The organism is Actinacidiphila yanglinensis (genome assembly GCF_900107965.1).
In the GTDB taxonomy this organism is placed as follows: Bacteria; Actinomycetota; Actinomycetes; order Streptomycetales; family Streptomycetaceae; genus Actinacidiphila; species Actinacidiphila yanglinensis.
Genome location: NZ_FNVU01000012.1, coordinates 1 through 15962, shown reverse-complemented (window position 1 = coordinate 15962; position 15962 = coordinate 1). Strand labels below are relative to the sequence as shown.

Annotated in this window: 12 protein-coding genes; 9 read left to right on the top strand and 3 right to left on the bottom strand. The window is 74.5% G+C overall.

All coding sequences use genetic code 11. The features are described 5' to 3' along the window. The first annotated feature begins 36 nt into the window (after nucleotides 1–36). From C4U44_RS25305 to C4U44_RS25290, 4 genes are all read left to right on the top strand, one after another. Nucleotides 37–1689 carry an ADP-ribosylglycohydrolase family protein gene (locus tag C4U44_RS25305; RefSeq protein ID WP_103888317.1) on the top strand — a complete coding sequence of 551 codons (1653 nt, stop codon included), beginning with the start codon at nucleotides 37–39 and terminating at the stop codon, nucleotides 1687–1689. Nucleotides 1690–1841: 152 nt separating this feature from the next. Beyond that, on the top strand, nucleotides 1842–2747 hold the full coding sequence (locus tag C4U44_RS25300) for a ribokinase (RefSeq protein WP_235032357.1): 906 nt from the start codon (nucleotides 1842–1844) through the stop codon (nucleotides 2745–2747). Between the two features lie 108 nt (nucleotides 2748–2855). Then, nucleotides 2856–4205 (top strand): CaiB/BaiF CoA transferase family protein, encoded by a 1350-nt coding sequence (locus C4U44_RS25295; protein WP_200823396.1) that lies wholly within the window; start codon nucleotides 2856–2858, stop codon nucleotides 4203–4205. Further along, nucleotides 4202–5092, top strand: a complete 891-nt coding sequence (locus C4U44_RS25290; protein ID WP_235032337.1) for an HpcH/HpaI aldolase/citrate lyase family protein — start codon at nucleotides 4202–4204, stop codon at nucleotides 5090–5092. The genes C4U44_RS25295 and C4U44_RS25290 overlap by 4 nt, the downstream gene beginning before the upstream one ends. Here the strand turns inward: C4U44_RS25290 and C4U44_RS25285 are convergent. Beyond that, entirely contained in the window at nucleotides 5089–6153 is a 1065-nt protein-coding gene (locus C4U44_RS25285) for a helix-turn-helix transcriptional regulator (protein WP_103888315.1), read from the bottom strand. The two genes, C4U44_RS25290 and C4U44_RS25285, sit on opposite strands and share 4 nt — an antisense overlap. A gap of 115 nt (nucleotides 6154–6268) precedes the next feature. Here C4U44_RS25285 and C4U44_RS25280 point away from each other — a divergent pair, with 115 nt between their 5' ends. Beyond that, entirely contained in the window at nucleotides 6269–6667 is a 399-nt protein-coding gene (locus C4U44_RS25280) for a VOC family protein (RefSeq protein WP_103888314.1), read from the top strand. Between the two features lie 42 nt (nucleotides 6668–6709). On the opposite strand, the gene C4U44_RS25275 is transcribed toward C4U44_RS25280, so the two are convergent. Together C4U44_RS25275 and C4U44_RS25270 are read right to left on the bottom strand one after the other, a co-directional pair. Further along, nucleotides 6710–7246 carry a hypothetical protein gene (locus C4U44_RS25275; protein ID WP_103888313.1) on the bottom strand — a complete coding sequence of 179 codons (537 nt, stop codon included), beginning with the start codon at nucleotides 7244–7246 and terminating at the stop codon, nucleotides 6710–6712. After that, nucleotides 7243–10176 carry a hypothetical protein gene (locus tag C4U44_RS25270; protein WP_146088336.1) on the bottom strand — a complete coding sequence of 978 codons (2934 nt, stop codon included), beginning with the start codon at nucleotides 10174–10176 and terminating at the stop codon, nucleotides 7243–7245. The genes C4U44_RS25275 and C4U44_RS25270 overlap by 4 nt, the downstream gene beginning before the upstream one ends. Before the next feature lie 354 nt (nucleotides 10177–10530). On the opposite strand from C4U44_RS25270, the gene rhaI reads away from it, so the two are divergent. From rhaI to C4U44_RS25250, 4 genes are all read left to right on the top strand, one after another. After that, nucleotides 10531–11697, top strand: coding sequence for an L-rhamnose isomerase (gene rhaI, locus C4U44_RS25265; protein ID WP_103888311.1), 1167 nt, complete (start codon nucleotides 10531–10533; stop codon nucleotides 11695–11697). A 115-nt stretch (nucleotides 11698–11812) separates the two neighbouring features. Continuing rightward, nucleotides 11813–13852 carry a bifunctional aldolase/short-chain dehydrogenase gene (locus C4U44_RS25260; protein WP_103888310.1) on the top strand — a complete coding sequence of 680 codons (2040 nt, stop codon included), beginning with the start codon at nucleotides 11813–11815 and terminating at the stop codon, nucleotides 13850–13852. A 260-nt stretch (nucleotides 13853–14112) separates the two neighbouring features. Continuing rightward, a complete protein-coding gene (locus C4U44_RS25255) occupies nucleotides 14113–15522 on the top strand; it encodes a rhamnulokinase (protein ID WP_103888495.1) in 1410 nt (469 codons plus the stop codon). Between the two features lie 50 nt (nucleotides 15523–15572). Next, the coding region (locus tag C4U44_RS25250; RefSeq protein ID WP_146088335.1) for a (Fe-S)-binding protein at nucleotides 15573–15962 on the top strand (390 nt) is incomplete at its 3' end.

Here is a 15962-nt window from a genome sequence, read left to right as displayed (position 1 = left end):
GCGAGCACGGCGGCCAACGGCAACGAGCGCCCGGCGATGACCGGTTCCGAGGGGGATGAGGCGCGCCCCGGGTCGGCTCGCACCGCCGCGAACGGCAACGAACGCCCGACAGCGGCCCGTTCCACCCCCGGCAACCCGAAATCCGGGACCGGCCGGGAGGACGGCGGCGCCGCGGCTTCCCCGCAGAACCGCTTCGGCGAAGAGCTGCGGCTGACCTGGGTGCAGCCGGAGGACCTCGTGGGCCACGAGTTGCGGCAGGCCGGGGAGGACGGGCGGGACGCGAGCGCGGTGCAGGCACGGTGGCTGGCCGCCGGCGGGCACCTGGCACCGGAGCGGGCCGGGGCCTCGCCGGGGCCCGGGGACTCCCGGCTGCGGGCGCTGGCGGACACGCTGCTGGACGAACTGGCCGCGCAGGACTCGCCGTTGGCGGAGCAGGAGCCGACCGGCCTGGCCGGCGTCCACGCCGCCGCGGGCCCGCCGGCCACCGTGCGCCCGGTGGACCGGCCGCGGGAGCTGGCCGAGCGGCTGGAGGCGGGCTGGCTGGGCCGCGCGGTCGGATGCGTGCTGGGCAAGCCGGTGGAGAAGCTGCCACTGGAGGGCATCCGGGCGATCGCCGCGTCGACCGGGAACTGGCCGGTGCACGGCTACTTCACCGAGATCGGCCTCGACCCGGAGATCGCCGCCCGCTACCCGTGGAACCGCCGCAGCCGCCCCACCTCGCTCGCCGAGAACATCGACGGGATGCCCGAGGACGACGACCTCAACTACCCACTGCTGGGCCTGATGCTGCTGGAAGCGCACGGCCACGGCTTCACCACGCGGGACGTGGCGGCCCTGTGGCTGGACGAACTGCCCGCGGGCCGCACGTTCACCGCCGAGCGGATCGCGTACCGGAACCTGCTGGCGGGTCTCGAACCGCCGCGCACGGCCACCTGGCGCAACCCGTTCCGGGAGTGGATCGGGGCCCTGATCCGCGCGGACGTCTTCGGCTGGACCCGGCCGGCTGACCCGGCCGCGGCGGCGGACGAGGCATGGCGCGACGCCGTGCTCAGCCACACCGCGAACGGCGTGTACGGGGCGATGTTCGCCGCCGCGGCGGTCGCGCGCGCGGCCGGCGGCGGCGCGGACGTGCACGCGTGCCTGGCGGCGGGCCTCCAGGTGGTGCCGCGCCGGTCAAGGCTGTCCGCGGCGGTCCGGTCCGGCATCGAGCTGGCCCGGGCCGAGCCGACCGGCACCCCGGAGGGCTTCGCCTCCGTCGTGGACGAGCTGCACCGCCGCTACCGCGACCACCACTGGGTGCACGTGCTGCCCAACGCGGCGCTGCTCGCGGCGGCCCTCACTCACGCCGAGGGCGACTTCGCCGGCTCCATCTGCCGTGTGGTGTCCGGGGGTTGGGACACCGACTCGAACGGCGCGACGGCCGGCTCCCTCACCGGGCTGCTGGCGGGTTCGCCCGCCGCGCTGCCCGGGGAGTGGACCGGGCCGCTGAAGAACCGGCTGGCCAGCACGGTCGGCGGGTTCGACGGCATCGGCTTCGACGCCCTCGCCCGCCGCACGGCAGCGCTGGCCGTCCTGCCGCCCGGGCAGGACCGGCCCACGCAGGACCCGCACCGGCAGGACCGTCCCGGGCACGACACCCCCACCGGCCGCACCTCCCCCCTGGGAACCCCCGAGGAAGGCATCCGATGAGCACCGATCCGACCGCCGCCACCGGCCAGGGCGCGGGCGCCACGGGCGCGACCGGCACCCCACGGGCCGCCGGACGACCCGGCCACGCGGGCCGGAGCCACACCTCCGAAGCCCCGCCCCGCGCCCGGATCGTGGTCCTGGGCAGCGCCAACATGGACCTGGCCGCCTACACCCGGGTGGCGCCCGCACGCGGCGAGACCGTCACCGGCGAGTCCTTCCGCACCGTCGCCGGAGGGAAGGGCGCCAACCAGGCGATCGCCGCGGCACGGGCGGGCGGGTCGGTGTGCTTCGTCGGCGCCGTCGGCGAGGACGACTTCGGCCCGCGGCTGCGTGCCGCACTCGACGGCGCCGGTGTCGGCACCGGCCCGCTGCGTACGGTGCCGGGCCCGAGCGGCATCGCGCACATCGTGGTCGACGGCGAGGGCCACAACGCGATCGTGGTGGTGCCGGGCGCCAACGGCACCGTGACCGGGCTCGCCGACGGCGACGAGGACGTCATCGCGGCGGCCGGCGCGCTGCTGCTCCAGCTCGAACTGCCGCTGGACGGCGTGCTGGCGGGCGCGCGGGCCGCGCACCGGCACGGCGTGCGGACCGTGCTGACCCCGGCTCCGGCCCGCCCGCTGCCGGACGGACTCCTCGCGGTGACCGACCTGCTGGTGCCCAACGAGCACGAGGCCGCCGCGCTCAGCGGGCGGTCGGATCCGCGCGCCGCGGCCCGCGTCCTGCTGGAGGCGGTGCCCGAGGTGGTGGTGACGCTCGGTGCGGCCGGCTGCCTGTACGCCGCCCGGGGCCGCGAACCGCTGGCCGTGCCGGCGCTCCCGGCGAAGGCGGTGGACACCACCGCGGCCGGCGACACGTTCGTGGGCGCCCTCGCGGTCGCGCTCGGCGAGGGCCGGCCGACGGCACGTGCGCTGGAGTGGGCGACGGCCGCCTCCGCCCTGTCGGTGGAACGCGAGGGCGCGTCGTCCTCGATGCCGGTCCGCGCGGAGATCGACGCGCGGGCTGCCGCGGGTGCCCGCGGCCGCGCCAACGAGGCCGGCCCGCCCGCTGCCACCTGACCAGGCCGCCGCGCCCGCCCCGCCGGCGGCCCGGCACATCCGCCAGAAGCCGAAGCCACAGCCGAAGCCACAGCACCAGCCGAAGCCGAAGAACCAGAGGTAGCTTCCATGCACCACCCCCGTACGCGTCCGGGCCCGGAGGACGGGTCCCGCGTTCCCACCCCGCCGTCCGACGCCCCCACCCACGCCCCCGCGGCCCCGGCCGTGCCCGGCCCGGCCGTGCCGGTGCCGCGGACCGAGCCCGCCGCGGCGGTGCCGGGTCCGGCGCCCGCCGGCGGGCCGCTGGAAGGGATGCGGGTCCTGGACCTGGCCACGCTGTTCGCCGGCCCGAGCGCGGCGACGCTCCTCGGCGACTTCGGCGCCGACGTCGTCAAGGTCGAGCACCCGCACAAGCCCGACCCCTCCCGCGGCCACGGCCCGAGCAAGGACGGCGTGGGCCTGTGGTGGAAGCACCTGGGCCGCAACAAGCGCACGATCACGCTCGACCTCTCGACGCCCGGCGGGCGGGAGGTCCTGCTGAAGCTCGCCGCGTCCGCCGACGTCATCATCGAGAACTTCCGGCCGGGCACGCTGGAGCGCTGGGGGTTGGGCTGGGAGGAGCTCTCGGCGGCCAACCCCCGGCTGGTGCTGGCGCGGGTGACGGCGTTCGGGCAGTTCGGTCCGTACTCCGCGCGCCCCGGCTTCGGCACGCTCGCCGAGGCGATGAGCGGGTTCGCGTCGGCGACCGGCGAGCCCGACGGGCCGCCGACGCTGCCGCCGTTCGGCCTCGCCGACTCCGTGGCCGCGCTCGCCACCGCGTACGCCGTGATGGCCGCGCTCGCCGGCCGCGACCGTACCGGCGCCGGGCAGGTGGTGGACATGGCGATCATCGAGCCGATGCTCGCCGTGCTCGGCCCGCAGCTCATCTGGTACGACCAACTCGGCTACGTCCAGCCCCGGATGGGCAACCGCTCCACCAACAACGCGCCGCGCAACACCTATCGCACGGCCGACGGGGCCTGGCTGGCGGTGTCCTCCTCCGCGCAGTCCGTCGCCGAGCGGGTGATGCGGCTGGTCGGCCGACCGGACTTCGTCGACGAGCCGTGGTTCGCCACCGGCACCGGGCGGGCCGCGCACGCCGAGGAGATCGACACGGCCGTCGGCGCCTGGATCGCCGGGCACGACCGGGCCGAGGTGATCGCCGCCTTCGAGAAGGCGCAGGCCGCGGTCGCGCCGATCTACGACGTGCGGGACGTCATGACCGACCCGCAGTACGGCGCGCTGGGCACGGTGGCGTCCGTGGAGGACGCCGAGTTGGGGCCGATGCGGATGCAGAACGTGCTGTTCCGGCTGTCGGGTACGCCCGGTGCGATCCGCTGGACCGGGCGCCCGCACGGCGCGGACACCGACGCCGTCCTCACCGAACTCGGCCTGGACGGTGCGCGGATCGACGCGCTGCGGCAGGAGGGCGCCCTGTGAGCACCGACCTCGAACGCGCCGGGACCGACCGGATCGGCACTCCCCTGACCTGGTTGTACGCCCCCGGTGACCGCCCCGACGTGGTCGCGAAGGCGCTGGTCTCGGGCGCCGACGTGGTGCTGGTCGACCTGGAGGACGCGGTCCCCCCGGCCCGCAAGGAGTACGCGCGGGCCGCCACGGCCGAGTTGCTGGCGGCACCGGTGCCCGGCCCGGTGGCGGTGCACGTACGGATCAACGCGCTGGACGGACCGCTGTTCGCGGCGGACCTGGCGGCGCTGGCCGGGCTGCCGGGCCTGGGCGGGCTGCGGCTGCCCAAGGTCGCGGGGCCGGGCGACGTGGCGGCGGTGCTCGCGGCCTACCGCCGGGCGGCCGGGCCGGACGCGGCCGCGCCCGGGCTGTACGCGCTGCTGGAGTCGGCACTGGGCGTGGAGAACGCCTTCGCCATCGCCACGGCGGATCCGGCGGTCCGCGGGCTGGCGCTGGGCGAGGCCGACCTGCGGGCCGACCTCGGCATCACCGACGAGGAGGGCCTGGCCTGGCCCCGGGTGCGCGCGGTGGTGGCGGCCCGGGCGGCTGGGCTGGCCCCGCCCGCCCAGTCCGTCTACCCGGACGTGCGCGACCTCGACGGCCTGGGCGCCTCCTGCCGGCGCGGCCGCGCGCTCGGCTTCCTGGGCCGCGCGGCGATCCACCCGCGCCAGCTGCCGGTCATCGCCCGCGCGTACCTCCCCTCCCCCCGCGAGGTGGACGCCGCCCGCGAGACCGTCGAGGCGGCCGCCGCCACCCCCGGCGCGCTCGCCCTCCCCGACGGCCGCTTCGTGGACCCCGCGGTGGTGGCGGGCGCCCGGCGCATCCTGGCGCTGGCCTCCCGCGCGGAGGCGTACCGCTAAGCGGGGTCCGGCGGCGGTTCCCCGCTGTCCGGCGGCGCGGCGCAGGACGCGAGGCGGTCGGCGAACGCGCGCACGAGGTCGCGCAGTTCCGCCGGGCGTTCGACGACGAACGGCCGGTCGAGGGAGGCGAGCACCGGCGGCAGCCAGTCGAGGTGCTCCGCCCGCAGCTCGACGCGCCGCCAGCGCTGGGCCGCCGGGTCCGCGGCTGCCGACGGCGCGGCCCCGTCCATGCCGTCCATGCCGTCCATGCTGTCCATGCTGTCGACGCCGTCCACGCTCGCGACACCGGCGGGGAGCCGGGCGCGGATCTGCGCGACCGTCCCGTGGATCCGCAGGGTCACCTGATGCCGGTACGCGGCCGTCGCGAACCCGGACAGCACGCGCTCGGCCGGATCGGGGCCCGCGGGCACCTCGAACGAGCCGGGCAGGGTCCGCGCGCCCTCGATGCGGTCGAGCCGGAAGGTCCGGTCCGCGCCGATCCCGGGGTCCGTGCCCGGGACGTACCACCGGCCCGCGTGGGCGACGATCCCGTACGGGTGCAGCGTGCGTGCGCCGCGCCGGCCGTCGCGGTCGGTGTACGTGAGGGCGACCGGCCGGCGATGGCGGACCGCGTCGGCGAGGGTGAGCAGCACCTCGACGTCGGGGGTGGCGAACGCGCCGGGGGCATCCGTGAAGGCGAGGGATTCCAGGAGGGCGTCGAGCCGGCGGGCGACGCGCTCGGGCAGCACCCTGCGGATCTTGGCCGCCGCCGTCTCGCCCGCCGTGTCCGCTGCCGTCATCAGGCCCGCCCGGCGCCCGGCGACCAGGCCGAGCAGCACCGCCAGCGCCTCGTCGTCGCCGAGCATGAGCGGGGGCAGGCGGTAGCCGGCGCCGAGCCGGTAGCCGCCGTATCGGCCGCGTACCGCCTCGACGGGCACGTCGAGGTCGATCAGGTGGTCCACGTAGCGCCGCACGGTGCGGCCGTCGACGCCGAGCCGGTCGGCCAGTTCGGCAACCGTCCGGACGCCGCCGGACTGCAGCAACTCCAGGAGGGTGAGCACGCGGCCGGTGGGTCGGGACATGCTCCGAGCCTAGCCGCAATACCGGACCGATTCTGTCCGGTATTGCGGCTAGCGTGCGCAGGCAACAGCTCGACCCGTCCGGCTCCCGGGCCGCCCGACACTTACGGAGAACACCATGGACCTCGTCTCGCTCCGCATCATCACCGGCGACATCGCACGCCTCGTCGCGTTCTACGAGAAGGCCACGGGGGTGCAAGCGGTCTGGTCCACCGAGGACTTCGCCGAGCTCACCACCCCCGGCGCCACCCTGGCCATCGGCAGCACCCGCACGGTGCCGCTGTTCGCACCCGGTTCCGCCCGCCCGGCCGACAACCACAGCGTGATCATCGAGTTCCTCGTCGACGACGTGGACCGCGTCCACCGGAACCTCACCGGCGTCGTCGCCGACTTCGTCAACGAGCCCACCACGATGCCCTGGGGCAACCGGTCGCTGCTGTTCCGCGACCCCGACGGCAACCTGGTCAACTTCTTCAGCCCGGTCACCCCTGCGGCTCTCGCGAAGTTCGGTCGGTGACGCCGGCGCCGGCCACCCGCGGGCCGGACGCGCGCCGCGGGCTCACCAGCGGTTCAGCGCGGCCCGGGTCACCGCGATGGCGTCGCCGCCGCGCGCGAGGGCGTCCGTGGCCTGGCGCAGCAGCGCCGCGGTGAGGGTGAACGCCGCCTCGCTGGAGGCGAGGGGGTCGAAGGCCGCGCGGTCCACCCGCAGGATTCCCGGCGGCAGTGGCGGGTCCGCGGGCGTGCCCGCCAGGGCGTCGAGCACCGCGGTGGCGAAGTCCGAGGGCAGCCCGGCGACCAGCGGCGTGCCGAGCTCGCTGCGACAGGTTCCGGACTCGCCGGGTTCCCAGGGGGTGCCGTGCCGGACCTCGAACACGGTGCCGGTGCCGGGCGCGCCGGGCACGAAGGCGCCGCCGAGCAGGGCCCGCATCGTCATCCCGCCGTACGACCGGCGCACCTCCAGGACGGTACGGGCCGGCCGGCCGCGCCGGCCGGAGCCGGGCCGCTCGCGGCGCGCGGTGTGCGGGCCGGCGAAGACGGCCGAGTTCTCCTCGGGGCGGATCGCGGCACGCCGCCCGCCCAGCCTGCTGACGATCATCGCGGGTCCATCCCCCAGGCGCGGCGCCAGGCGTTGTTGAACAGCTCGGGGAACCGGTCGATCACCTCGGGGCTGTAGTTGCGGGCCGCCGGGTGGCTGCGCAGCGCGGCCTCGTACGCGTCCTCGGCGCTCGCGCCGCCGTCCATCAGCGCGCTCTCGGTGAGCTGGTGGCGCAGGAAGTTGACCTCGCCCTCGCCCAGCGGGCGCCCGGCGGTCAGGGCCTGGCGGATACCGGTGACCATCGCGTCGTTGGGCCCGAAGCGGTCGAGTTCGGGGCGGGCCAGGTGGCGGACGACCCGCGCGAGGTGGTCGAGGGTGAAGTGCCCGGCGGCGGGCAGCGGCTCCGGGCCGGGTGCCGCCGGTTTCGCCGTGCCCGGCGGCACCTTCACGGCGCCGTCCGGGCGGGCGGCGTGCACGGCGCTCACCGGCCGCGACACGACCCGCGACGGCTCCGCGCCGCGCCCCGGCGCCGGTCCCGGCCCGGAGCTGCGGGCCTTCTCGCGCGGCCTCGCCCACGGCCGCGTGCGGGTGCGGTCGCGGGGTCGATGGGAGGTGCGGCCGGCCCGGCGGAACCGCCCGCCGCGGCCAGACGGCCCGGCGGCGGCGAGCCGGCGGCGCCGCCAGAAGACCACCACCAGGACGAGCAGGGCCAGTTCGGGGAGCAGCCGGATCACCGGGACGAAGGAGCGGGCGGAGATGCCGTGGTGCGCGGTGGCCGCCGCGACCTGCTTGGGGGTGGGCGCGCCGAGCCACACCGTGCTTGAAGCGGTGTCCGTGGCGGGCTGGTCGAGCGACTGGCCCACGCTCTTGGGCAGGTGGGCGTACTGCTTCTTGAAGCTGCTGTCGCTCACCTTCTGGAAGGGGACCTTGGTCAGGTCGACCCCGCCGTACACGTAGGTACGGGTGGAGACCGTGTCGCCCTCGGTGGTCTTGCGGGTGACGTTGAACTCGCCCTTGGTGTAGGAGTCGACGTAGGCGTGGAAGGTGTCGGTGGGCTTCCAGCTCGTCGCGGTGGTCCAGTCGTCGATGTCCCCCTTGTCGACGAGGTCGCCGTACGCCGTGTGCTTGCTCGCGCTCAGGTCGCGATACCACTCGGCGGCGACCCGGGCGAGGTAGACGCGGCGCAGATCGGCGTACTCGGGCGCGGTGTTGATCTCGTTCTTCAGCTCGGGCAGCACCAGGCTGCGGAAGAGCTGCTCGTTGTGCGTCTCGGTGGCCTTGTCCTGCTTCGGGCACGACGCGGCGGCGGCCGTGCCCTTCACCTTGAGGTACTGCGTCTCCATCTCGACGTTGAGGGGGGCGTCGAGGATGTAGAGCTTGTCGCCGTCCTGGTGCACCTTCGCCGGTTCGGGCACGATCCACGTGCGGTAGGACATGCAGGTGCCCGCCATCCGGCCCCAGAACTGCCGGCCCAGCGCGGAGTCGGGGTGGATCAGCTTGCCGATGCTCTTCTTCATCCCCAGGTCGGCCTGGAGCATGATCCGCCCGGCGTCGGTACGGCCCAGCTTGCTGTCGACGATCCGGTCCGGCTCGGTGGGGTTGAGGTTGACCCAGAACGCGGAGGGGTTCAGCTCCAGCCACGTGAAGAACGCGTCGGAGCTCAGGCTCGCCGCCGAGGCGCCGGTGGTCCGGCGGTTGTCGCCGTGCATCGGATCGAGGCCGGCGCTGAAGGAGTACTGCAGGCCGCTGCCGTCCCCGGGGTCGGCGAGGTAGCGCAGTTCCAGCGTGGAGAAGTCGATGCCGCCGTTGGCCAGGTCCTGCTGGGTGAGGGCCGGGCCGAGGCCGGTGGAGTTCGCGGCGCCCGCGGACTCGTCGTCCTCCCCGTCGCAGGGCCCGGCGGCCCGGATCGTGGCCGCCGCGAGGACGAGGTCCGGCGAGCCCCCGCCGCCCCCGCCCCCGGACTGCGGCAGGGCACCGGCCTTCTGGCAGGGGGACTGCGACGGAGTGGCGAAGAGCCGCTTCACCTTGCCGGGCTGGCTCTCCAGCTTCTTCCGCGCCTCGCTGACGTCGGTCGACAACTTTTCCAGAGCCTTGCCGTTGCGGGTGTCACGCTTCTGGTCGAACACTTTCTCGACGCGCTCCTGCGCGACCTTCTCGGACGCCCCCTTGGCCGCGGCCTGCTGGCGTGCGACAGCGATCAGCTGCTTCTCCTGCGCGATATCCGCCGCGCTGAGGCCGTACGCGCGTCCGAAGACCAGCGGCGTCTCCGGGTGGTAGAGCGGGGCGCACTGGCCGCACTGCTGGCGCTCGGAACCGGCCAGGGCTATCGCCTGCCAGGGGATGTCGAGCTCGTCGAGCAGTCCTTGGAGCGTCGGCTCGGAGTGCACCCCCTTGGCAGCGTCCTCCCCTTTGGATTTCGTCGGGGTGTTCAGCGCGGAGAGGGTGTACAGGTGCGGGTAGCCCGCCTTCTCCAACTGGTCGACGACGTCAGGTGACAGGTATTCCTTCAGCGGATCGAGCAGCGCGACGGAAACGGCCCAGGCGGCGGTGTGGCCGTAGTTCGGCACGTAGGAGTTCAGTTTGTCGCGTTGCCCGGGCGTGAGCAGCAAGGGATTGAGGAAGACGACGGCACCGTTGCGCGCGTGGTTGAAGGCCGATTCCCTGTCGTCCGTGAGGTTCTCGTACAGGGCCATTCTCAGGTTCTCGACGGGCAGGAGCGCGGGACTCAGCAGGGGGTTGGTGGAGGTCTTGGACAGATCGGTGCCCTCTGCGCTGGGAGAGCGCGGCTTCTTCGTGGCCGGCTTCTTCGCCGTCGCCGTGGCCTTCGGGGACGCCTTCCCCCCGGCCACGCCCTGCGGTGCCATGCCGACGGTCAAGAACAGGGTCAGCAGCAGAACTCCGCACGCGTGCAGCCAGGCCCGGGCGCCCGGGCGCCCTACCGTCCGCTCCCGCCGCCACCGGTCCGCCCGTAACCGATTCGCGTTCACCACGACCCCGTCCCCCGTGTCGATGGCCCGCACCGTTCGCCCCACCGCCACCAGGCCCGTGCGCGACGGCGCCGGTCGCCCGCGTCGTCGCCGGCTCGCCGCGCCCAGCGTCCCACTCGCGCAACGCCCCCCACAACCCGCGCGGCGCGCCGCCCGCGCGCCCCCGGCGTGAAATGATTCATCGCGCTCCCCCTGGATCCGCCCGGGAGCGGTCGCCCGACGGCACCGAACACCCTGCCGTAGAGGCCGATTCCACCAGCCGTGGATCGGTCGGCGGATGTCTTGACAGCGCTGCGGCAGACACTTATGTTCAAGCCGTGAATCGATTCATTTCAAGGTCTCCCCGGAAGGCCCCGCATGCCTGAGCTGCGGGCGGTCAAGACGGCGCTGAAGTCCCAGGTGATCGAGACCCCGTCGTGGGGGTACGGCAACTCGGGCACCCGGTTCAAGGTCTTCGCGGAGCCGGGCGTGCCCCGGGACCCGTTCGAGAAGGTGGACGACGCCGCGCAGGTGCACGCAGTGACCGGGGTCGCCCCGGTGGTCTCGCTGCACATCCCGTGGGACCGCGTCGAGGACTACACGGCCCTCGCGCGGCACGCGAAGGAACGCGGCGTGCGGCTGGGCGCGATCAACGCGAACACCTTCCAGGACGACGTGTACCGGCTCGGATCGGTGGCCCATCCCGACCCGAAGGTGCGCCGCAAGGCCGTCGACCACCTGCTGGAGTGCGTCGACATCATGGACACCACCGGCTCGCGGGACCTCAAGCTGTGGTTCGCCGACGGCACCAACTACCCCGGCCAGGACGACATCACCGCCCGCCAGGACCGCCTGGCCGAGGCACTCGCCGAGGTGTACGCACGGCTCGGCGCGGAGCAGCGGATGCTGCTGGAGTACAAGCTGTTCGAGCCGTCGTTCTACACCACGGACGTACCGGACTGGGGCACCTCCTACGCGCACTGCCTTGCCCTGGGCGAGCGGGCGCAGGTCGTGGTGGACACCGGGCACCACGCGCCGGGCACCAACATCGAGTTCATCGTGGCGTTCCTGCTGCGTCAGAAGAAGCTCGGCGGCTTCGACTTCAACTCCCGCTTCTACGCCGACGACGACCTGATGGCGGGCGCGGCCGACCCGTTCCAGCTGTTCCGGATCCTGCACGAGGTCGCCAAGAACGGCGGCTTCGCGCCCGAGACCGGGGTGGCGTTCCTGCTCGACCAGTGCCACAACATCGAGGGCAAGATCCCCGCGGTGATCCGCTCGGTGATGAACGTCCAGGAGGCCACCGCCAAGGCGCTGCTGGTCGATCTCGACGCGCTGCGCGCCGCGCAGGCGGCCGGCGACGTGCTGGGCGGCAACGCGGTACTGATGGACGCGTACAACACCGACGTCCGGCCGCTGCTCGCCGAGGTCCGCGCCGAACAGGGCCTCGACCCGGACCCGTTGGCGGCCTACCGTGCTTCCGGCCACCAGCAGCGGATCGTCGCCGACCGGGTCGGCGGCACCCAGGCCGGCTGGGGCGCGTGACCCCGGCCGGCGCCGCACCGGCCGGCCCCGGCCCGGACCCGCTCGCCCCACGACCCGGAACTCCACACGGAACCCGACCCGGAACCCCACACGGACCCGAAGGAAGACGACCGTCATGACCCTCTCCCCCGAGGCAGCCGACCTGCTCGCGCGCTCCAACCGGCTGGGCGCCGACCCGCGCAACACCAACTACGCGGGAGGCAACACCTCCGCGAAGGGCACCGCGCCCGACCCGGTCACCGGCGCCGACACCGAGCTGATGTGGGTCAAGGGCTCCGGCGGCGACCTCGGCACGCTGCGCGAGGCGGGCCTGGCGGTCCTGCGGCTGGACCGGCTGCGTGCGCTCACCGAGGTCTACCCGGGCGTGGAGCGCGAGGACGAGATGGTCGCCGCGTTCGACTACTGCCTGCACGGCAAGGGCGGCGCCGCGCCCTCGATCGACACCGCGATGCACGGCCTGGTCGACGCCGCCTACGTCGACCACCTGCACCCCGACTCGGGGATCGCGCTGGCCTGCGCGGCCGACGGCGAGGCGCTCACCAAGGAGTGCTTCGGCGACAGCGTGGTGTGGGTGCCGTGGCGGCGGCCGGGCTTCCAACTCGGCCTGGACATCGCCGCGGTCAAGAAGGACCACCCGAAGGCGATCGGCTGCGTGCTGGGCGGCCACGGCATCACGGCGTGGGGCGCGACCAGCGAGGAGTGCGAGCGCAACTCGCTGCACATCATCCGCACCGCCGAGACCTTCCTCCAGCAGCGCGGCAAGGCCGAGCCGTTCGGCCCGACGCGCGACGGCTTCGCGCCGCTGCCGGCCGGCGAGCGGCGGGCGCGGGCCGCCGCGCTGGCCCCGCTGCTGCGCGGTCTGGCCTCCGCCGACCGCCCGCAGGTCGGCCACTTCACCGACAGCGACGAGGTGCTGGACTTCCTCTCCCGCGCCGAGCACCCCCGGCTGGCCGCGCTCGGCACCTCCTGCCCGGACCACTTCCTGCGCACCAAGGTCCGCCCGCTGGTGCTGGACCTGCCGCCCACCACACCGCTGGAGGAGGCCAAGGCCCGGCTGCGGGAGCTGCACGCGGAGTACCGCACGGAGTACGCCGCCTACTACCAGCGGCACGCCGCACCCGACTCCCCCGCGATGCGCGGCGCCGACCCGGCGATCGTGCTCATCCCGGGCGTCGGCATGTTCAGCTACGGCAAGGACAAGCAGACCGCCCGGGTGGCCGGCGAGTTCTACGTCAACGCGATCAACGTGATGCGCGGCGCCGAGGCGGTCTCGACGTACCGGCCGATCGAGGAGTCGGAGAAGTTCCGGATCGAGTACTGGGAGCTGGAGGAGGCCAAGCTGCGCCGCATGCCGGCTCCCAAGCCGCTGGCCACCCGGATCGCGCTGGTCACCGGGGCCGGCTCCGGCATCGGCAAGGCCATCGCGCACCGGCTGGTGGCCGAGGGGGCCTGCGTGGTCGTCGCCGACCTCGACGCGGCGAACGCCCGCACGGTCGCGGAGGAGTTGGGCGGTCCGGACAAGGCCGTCGCGGTGACCGTGGACGTCACCTCGGAGGAGCAGATCGCGGCCTCCTTCGAGGAGGCGCTGCTCGCCTTCGGCGGGGTGGACCTGGTGGTCAACAACGCCGGCATCTCCATCTCCAAGCCGCTGCTGGAGACCACCGCCAGGGACTGGGACCTCCAGCACGGCATCATGGCCCGCGGCTCGTTCCTGGTCTCCCGCGAGGCGGCCCAGGTGATGACGGAGCAGGAGATGGGCGGCGACATCGTCTACATCGCGTCGAAGAACGCGGTCTTCGCCGGCCCCAACAACATCGCGTACTCCGCGACCAAGGCCGACCAGGCGCACCAGGTCCGGCTGCTCGCGGCGGAGTTGGGCGGGCACGGCATCCGCGTCAACGGTGTCAACCCCGACGGCGTGGTCCGCGGCTCCGGCATCTTCGCCGGCGGCTGGGGCGCCCAGCGCGCGGCGGTCTACGGTGTCGAGGAGTCCGAGCTCGGCGAGTTCTACGCCCAGCGCACCCTGCTCAAGCGGGAGGTGCTGCCCGAGCACGTGGCGAACGCGGTGTTCGCGCTGACCGGCGGCGACCTCACCCACACCACGGGCCTGCACATCCCCGTGGACGCGGGCGTCGCGGCGGCGTTCCTGCGCTGACCGTTCGCACGGCGCGCGTACGGCACCGTCCGTACGCGCGCCGCGCGGTCGTACCGCCGACCGCCGCATCGTTCACCGCTGTTCCGTCCACCGCCGTACCGCCCGCGACACCGCTCCCCGCCGCCCCGCTCGGCGCCGTACCGAGCCACCCCGAACCGCTCCGAACCGCACCCGAGGTAACCACCGTGCCCCCCAGCCCCTCCTCCGCCTTCCCGTCCGCGTTCGCCGCCGCCGATCTCGGCGCCACCAGCGGCCGCGTCATGGTCGGCCGGGTCGGCCCGGCGAACCTCGACCTCAGCGAGGCGCACCGCTTCGCCAACCGCCCGGTCCAGGTCGGCGGCAGCCTGCACTGGGACGTCCTGGGCCTGTACCAGGGGGTGCTGGACGGGCTGCGGGAAGCGGCCCGCTCCGGCGGCGTCGCGTCGGTGGGGGTCGACTCCTGGGCGGTGGACTACGGGCTGCTCGACACCGACGGCAGGCTGCTCGGCAACCCCCACCACTACCGCGACACCCGGACCCAGGACACGGCGCCGCGGGTGTGGGACACGGTGCCGGCCGAGGAGCTGTACCGCGTGACGGGGCTGCAGCACCTGCCGTTCAACACCGTCTTCCAGCTCGCCGCCGCCCGCGGCAGCGCCCAACTCGGCGCCGCCCGCACCCTGCTGCTCATCCCCGACCTGCTGGTGCACTGGCTGACCGGCACCGTCGGCGCGGAGCTGACCAACGCGTCGACCACCGCCCTGCTCGACGCCGGGACCGGGACCTGGTCGGGCGACCTGATCGGACGGCTCGGCCTCGACCCGCGGCTGTTCCCGCCGATCCGGCACCCCGGCGAGCTCGCCGGCCCGTTGCTGCCGGAGGTGGCGCGGGCGACCGGCCTGGCCGAGGGCACCCCCGTGGTGACCGTGGCCTCCCACGACACCGCCTCCGCGGTCGCCGCGGTACCGGCCGACCGGCCCGGTTTCGGCTACATCTCCTGCGGCACCTGGTCGCTGGCCGGCCTCGAACTGGACGACCCGGTGGTGACGGAGGCGTCCAGGGCGGCGAACTTCACCAACGAGCGCGGCATCGACGGCACCTTCCGGTTCCTGCGCAACATCATGGGACTGTGGCTGCTGTCGGAGACGCTGCGCACCTGGCAGGCCGAAGGACTGCCGACCGACCTCGCACCGCTGCTGGCCCGCGCCGCCGAAGCGCCGCGGTTCGCCGCGCTGATCGACCCGGACGCGCCGGAGTTCATGGCGCCCGGCGACATGCCGGCCCGGATCGCGGCCTACTGCGAGCGCACCGGACAGCGTGCGCCCGCCGACCAGGCCGCCATGGTGCGCTGCATCCTGGAGAGCCTGGCGCTGGCGCACCGCGCGACGCTGCGCGCGGCAGCGGAGCTCTCCGGCCGCGACCTCGACGTCGTGCACCTGGTCGGCGGGGGCAGCCGCAACGACCTGCTGTGCCAGTTCACCGCCGACGCCCTCGGGCTGCCGGTGGTGGCCGGACCGACCGAGGCCACCGCCCTCGGCAACATCCTCGTGCAGGCCCGCGCCCACGGCCTCGTCGACGACCGCGCCGCCATGCGCCGGCTGGTGGCCGGCACCCAGCACCTGCGGCACTACCGGCCCGGCGGCGACCAGCGCGCCTGGGCCGCCGCCGGCGCCCGCGTCGGCCTCGCCTGAGACCGCCGCGCGCCCCCGACCGCAGCCGTCCCGTACCCCGAAGGAGCCGCATGCGCGTCGCCCTCTTCCTCACCTGCGTCAACGACGCGCTGTACCCGAGCACCGGATGGGCCACCGTCCGGCTCCTGGAGCGGTTGGGGGTGGAGGTGGATTTCCCGCCCGCCCAGACCTGTTGCGGACAGCCCCAGTTCAACACCGGCTACCGCCACGAGACCGAACCCCTCGTCCGCCGGATGGCCCACGCCTTCCACGGCTACGACTACATCGTCACCCCCTCCGGCTCCTGCGCCGCGATGATCCGCGACAACTACCCCCGCATCGGCGCCAAAGCCCACGCAGAAGGCCGCGGCACCCAACTCGCCGACGCCGCCGCCTCCCTGACCCCCCGCACCTACGAACTCACCGAATTCCTCATCGACATCCTCGGCGTCACCGACGTC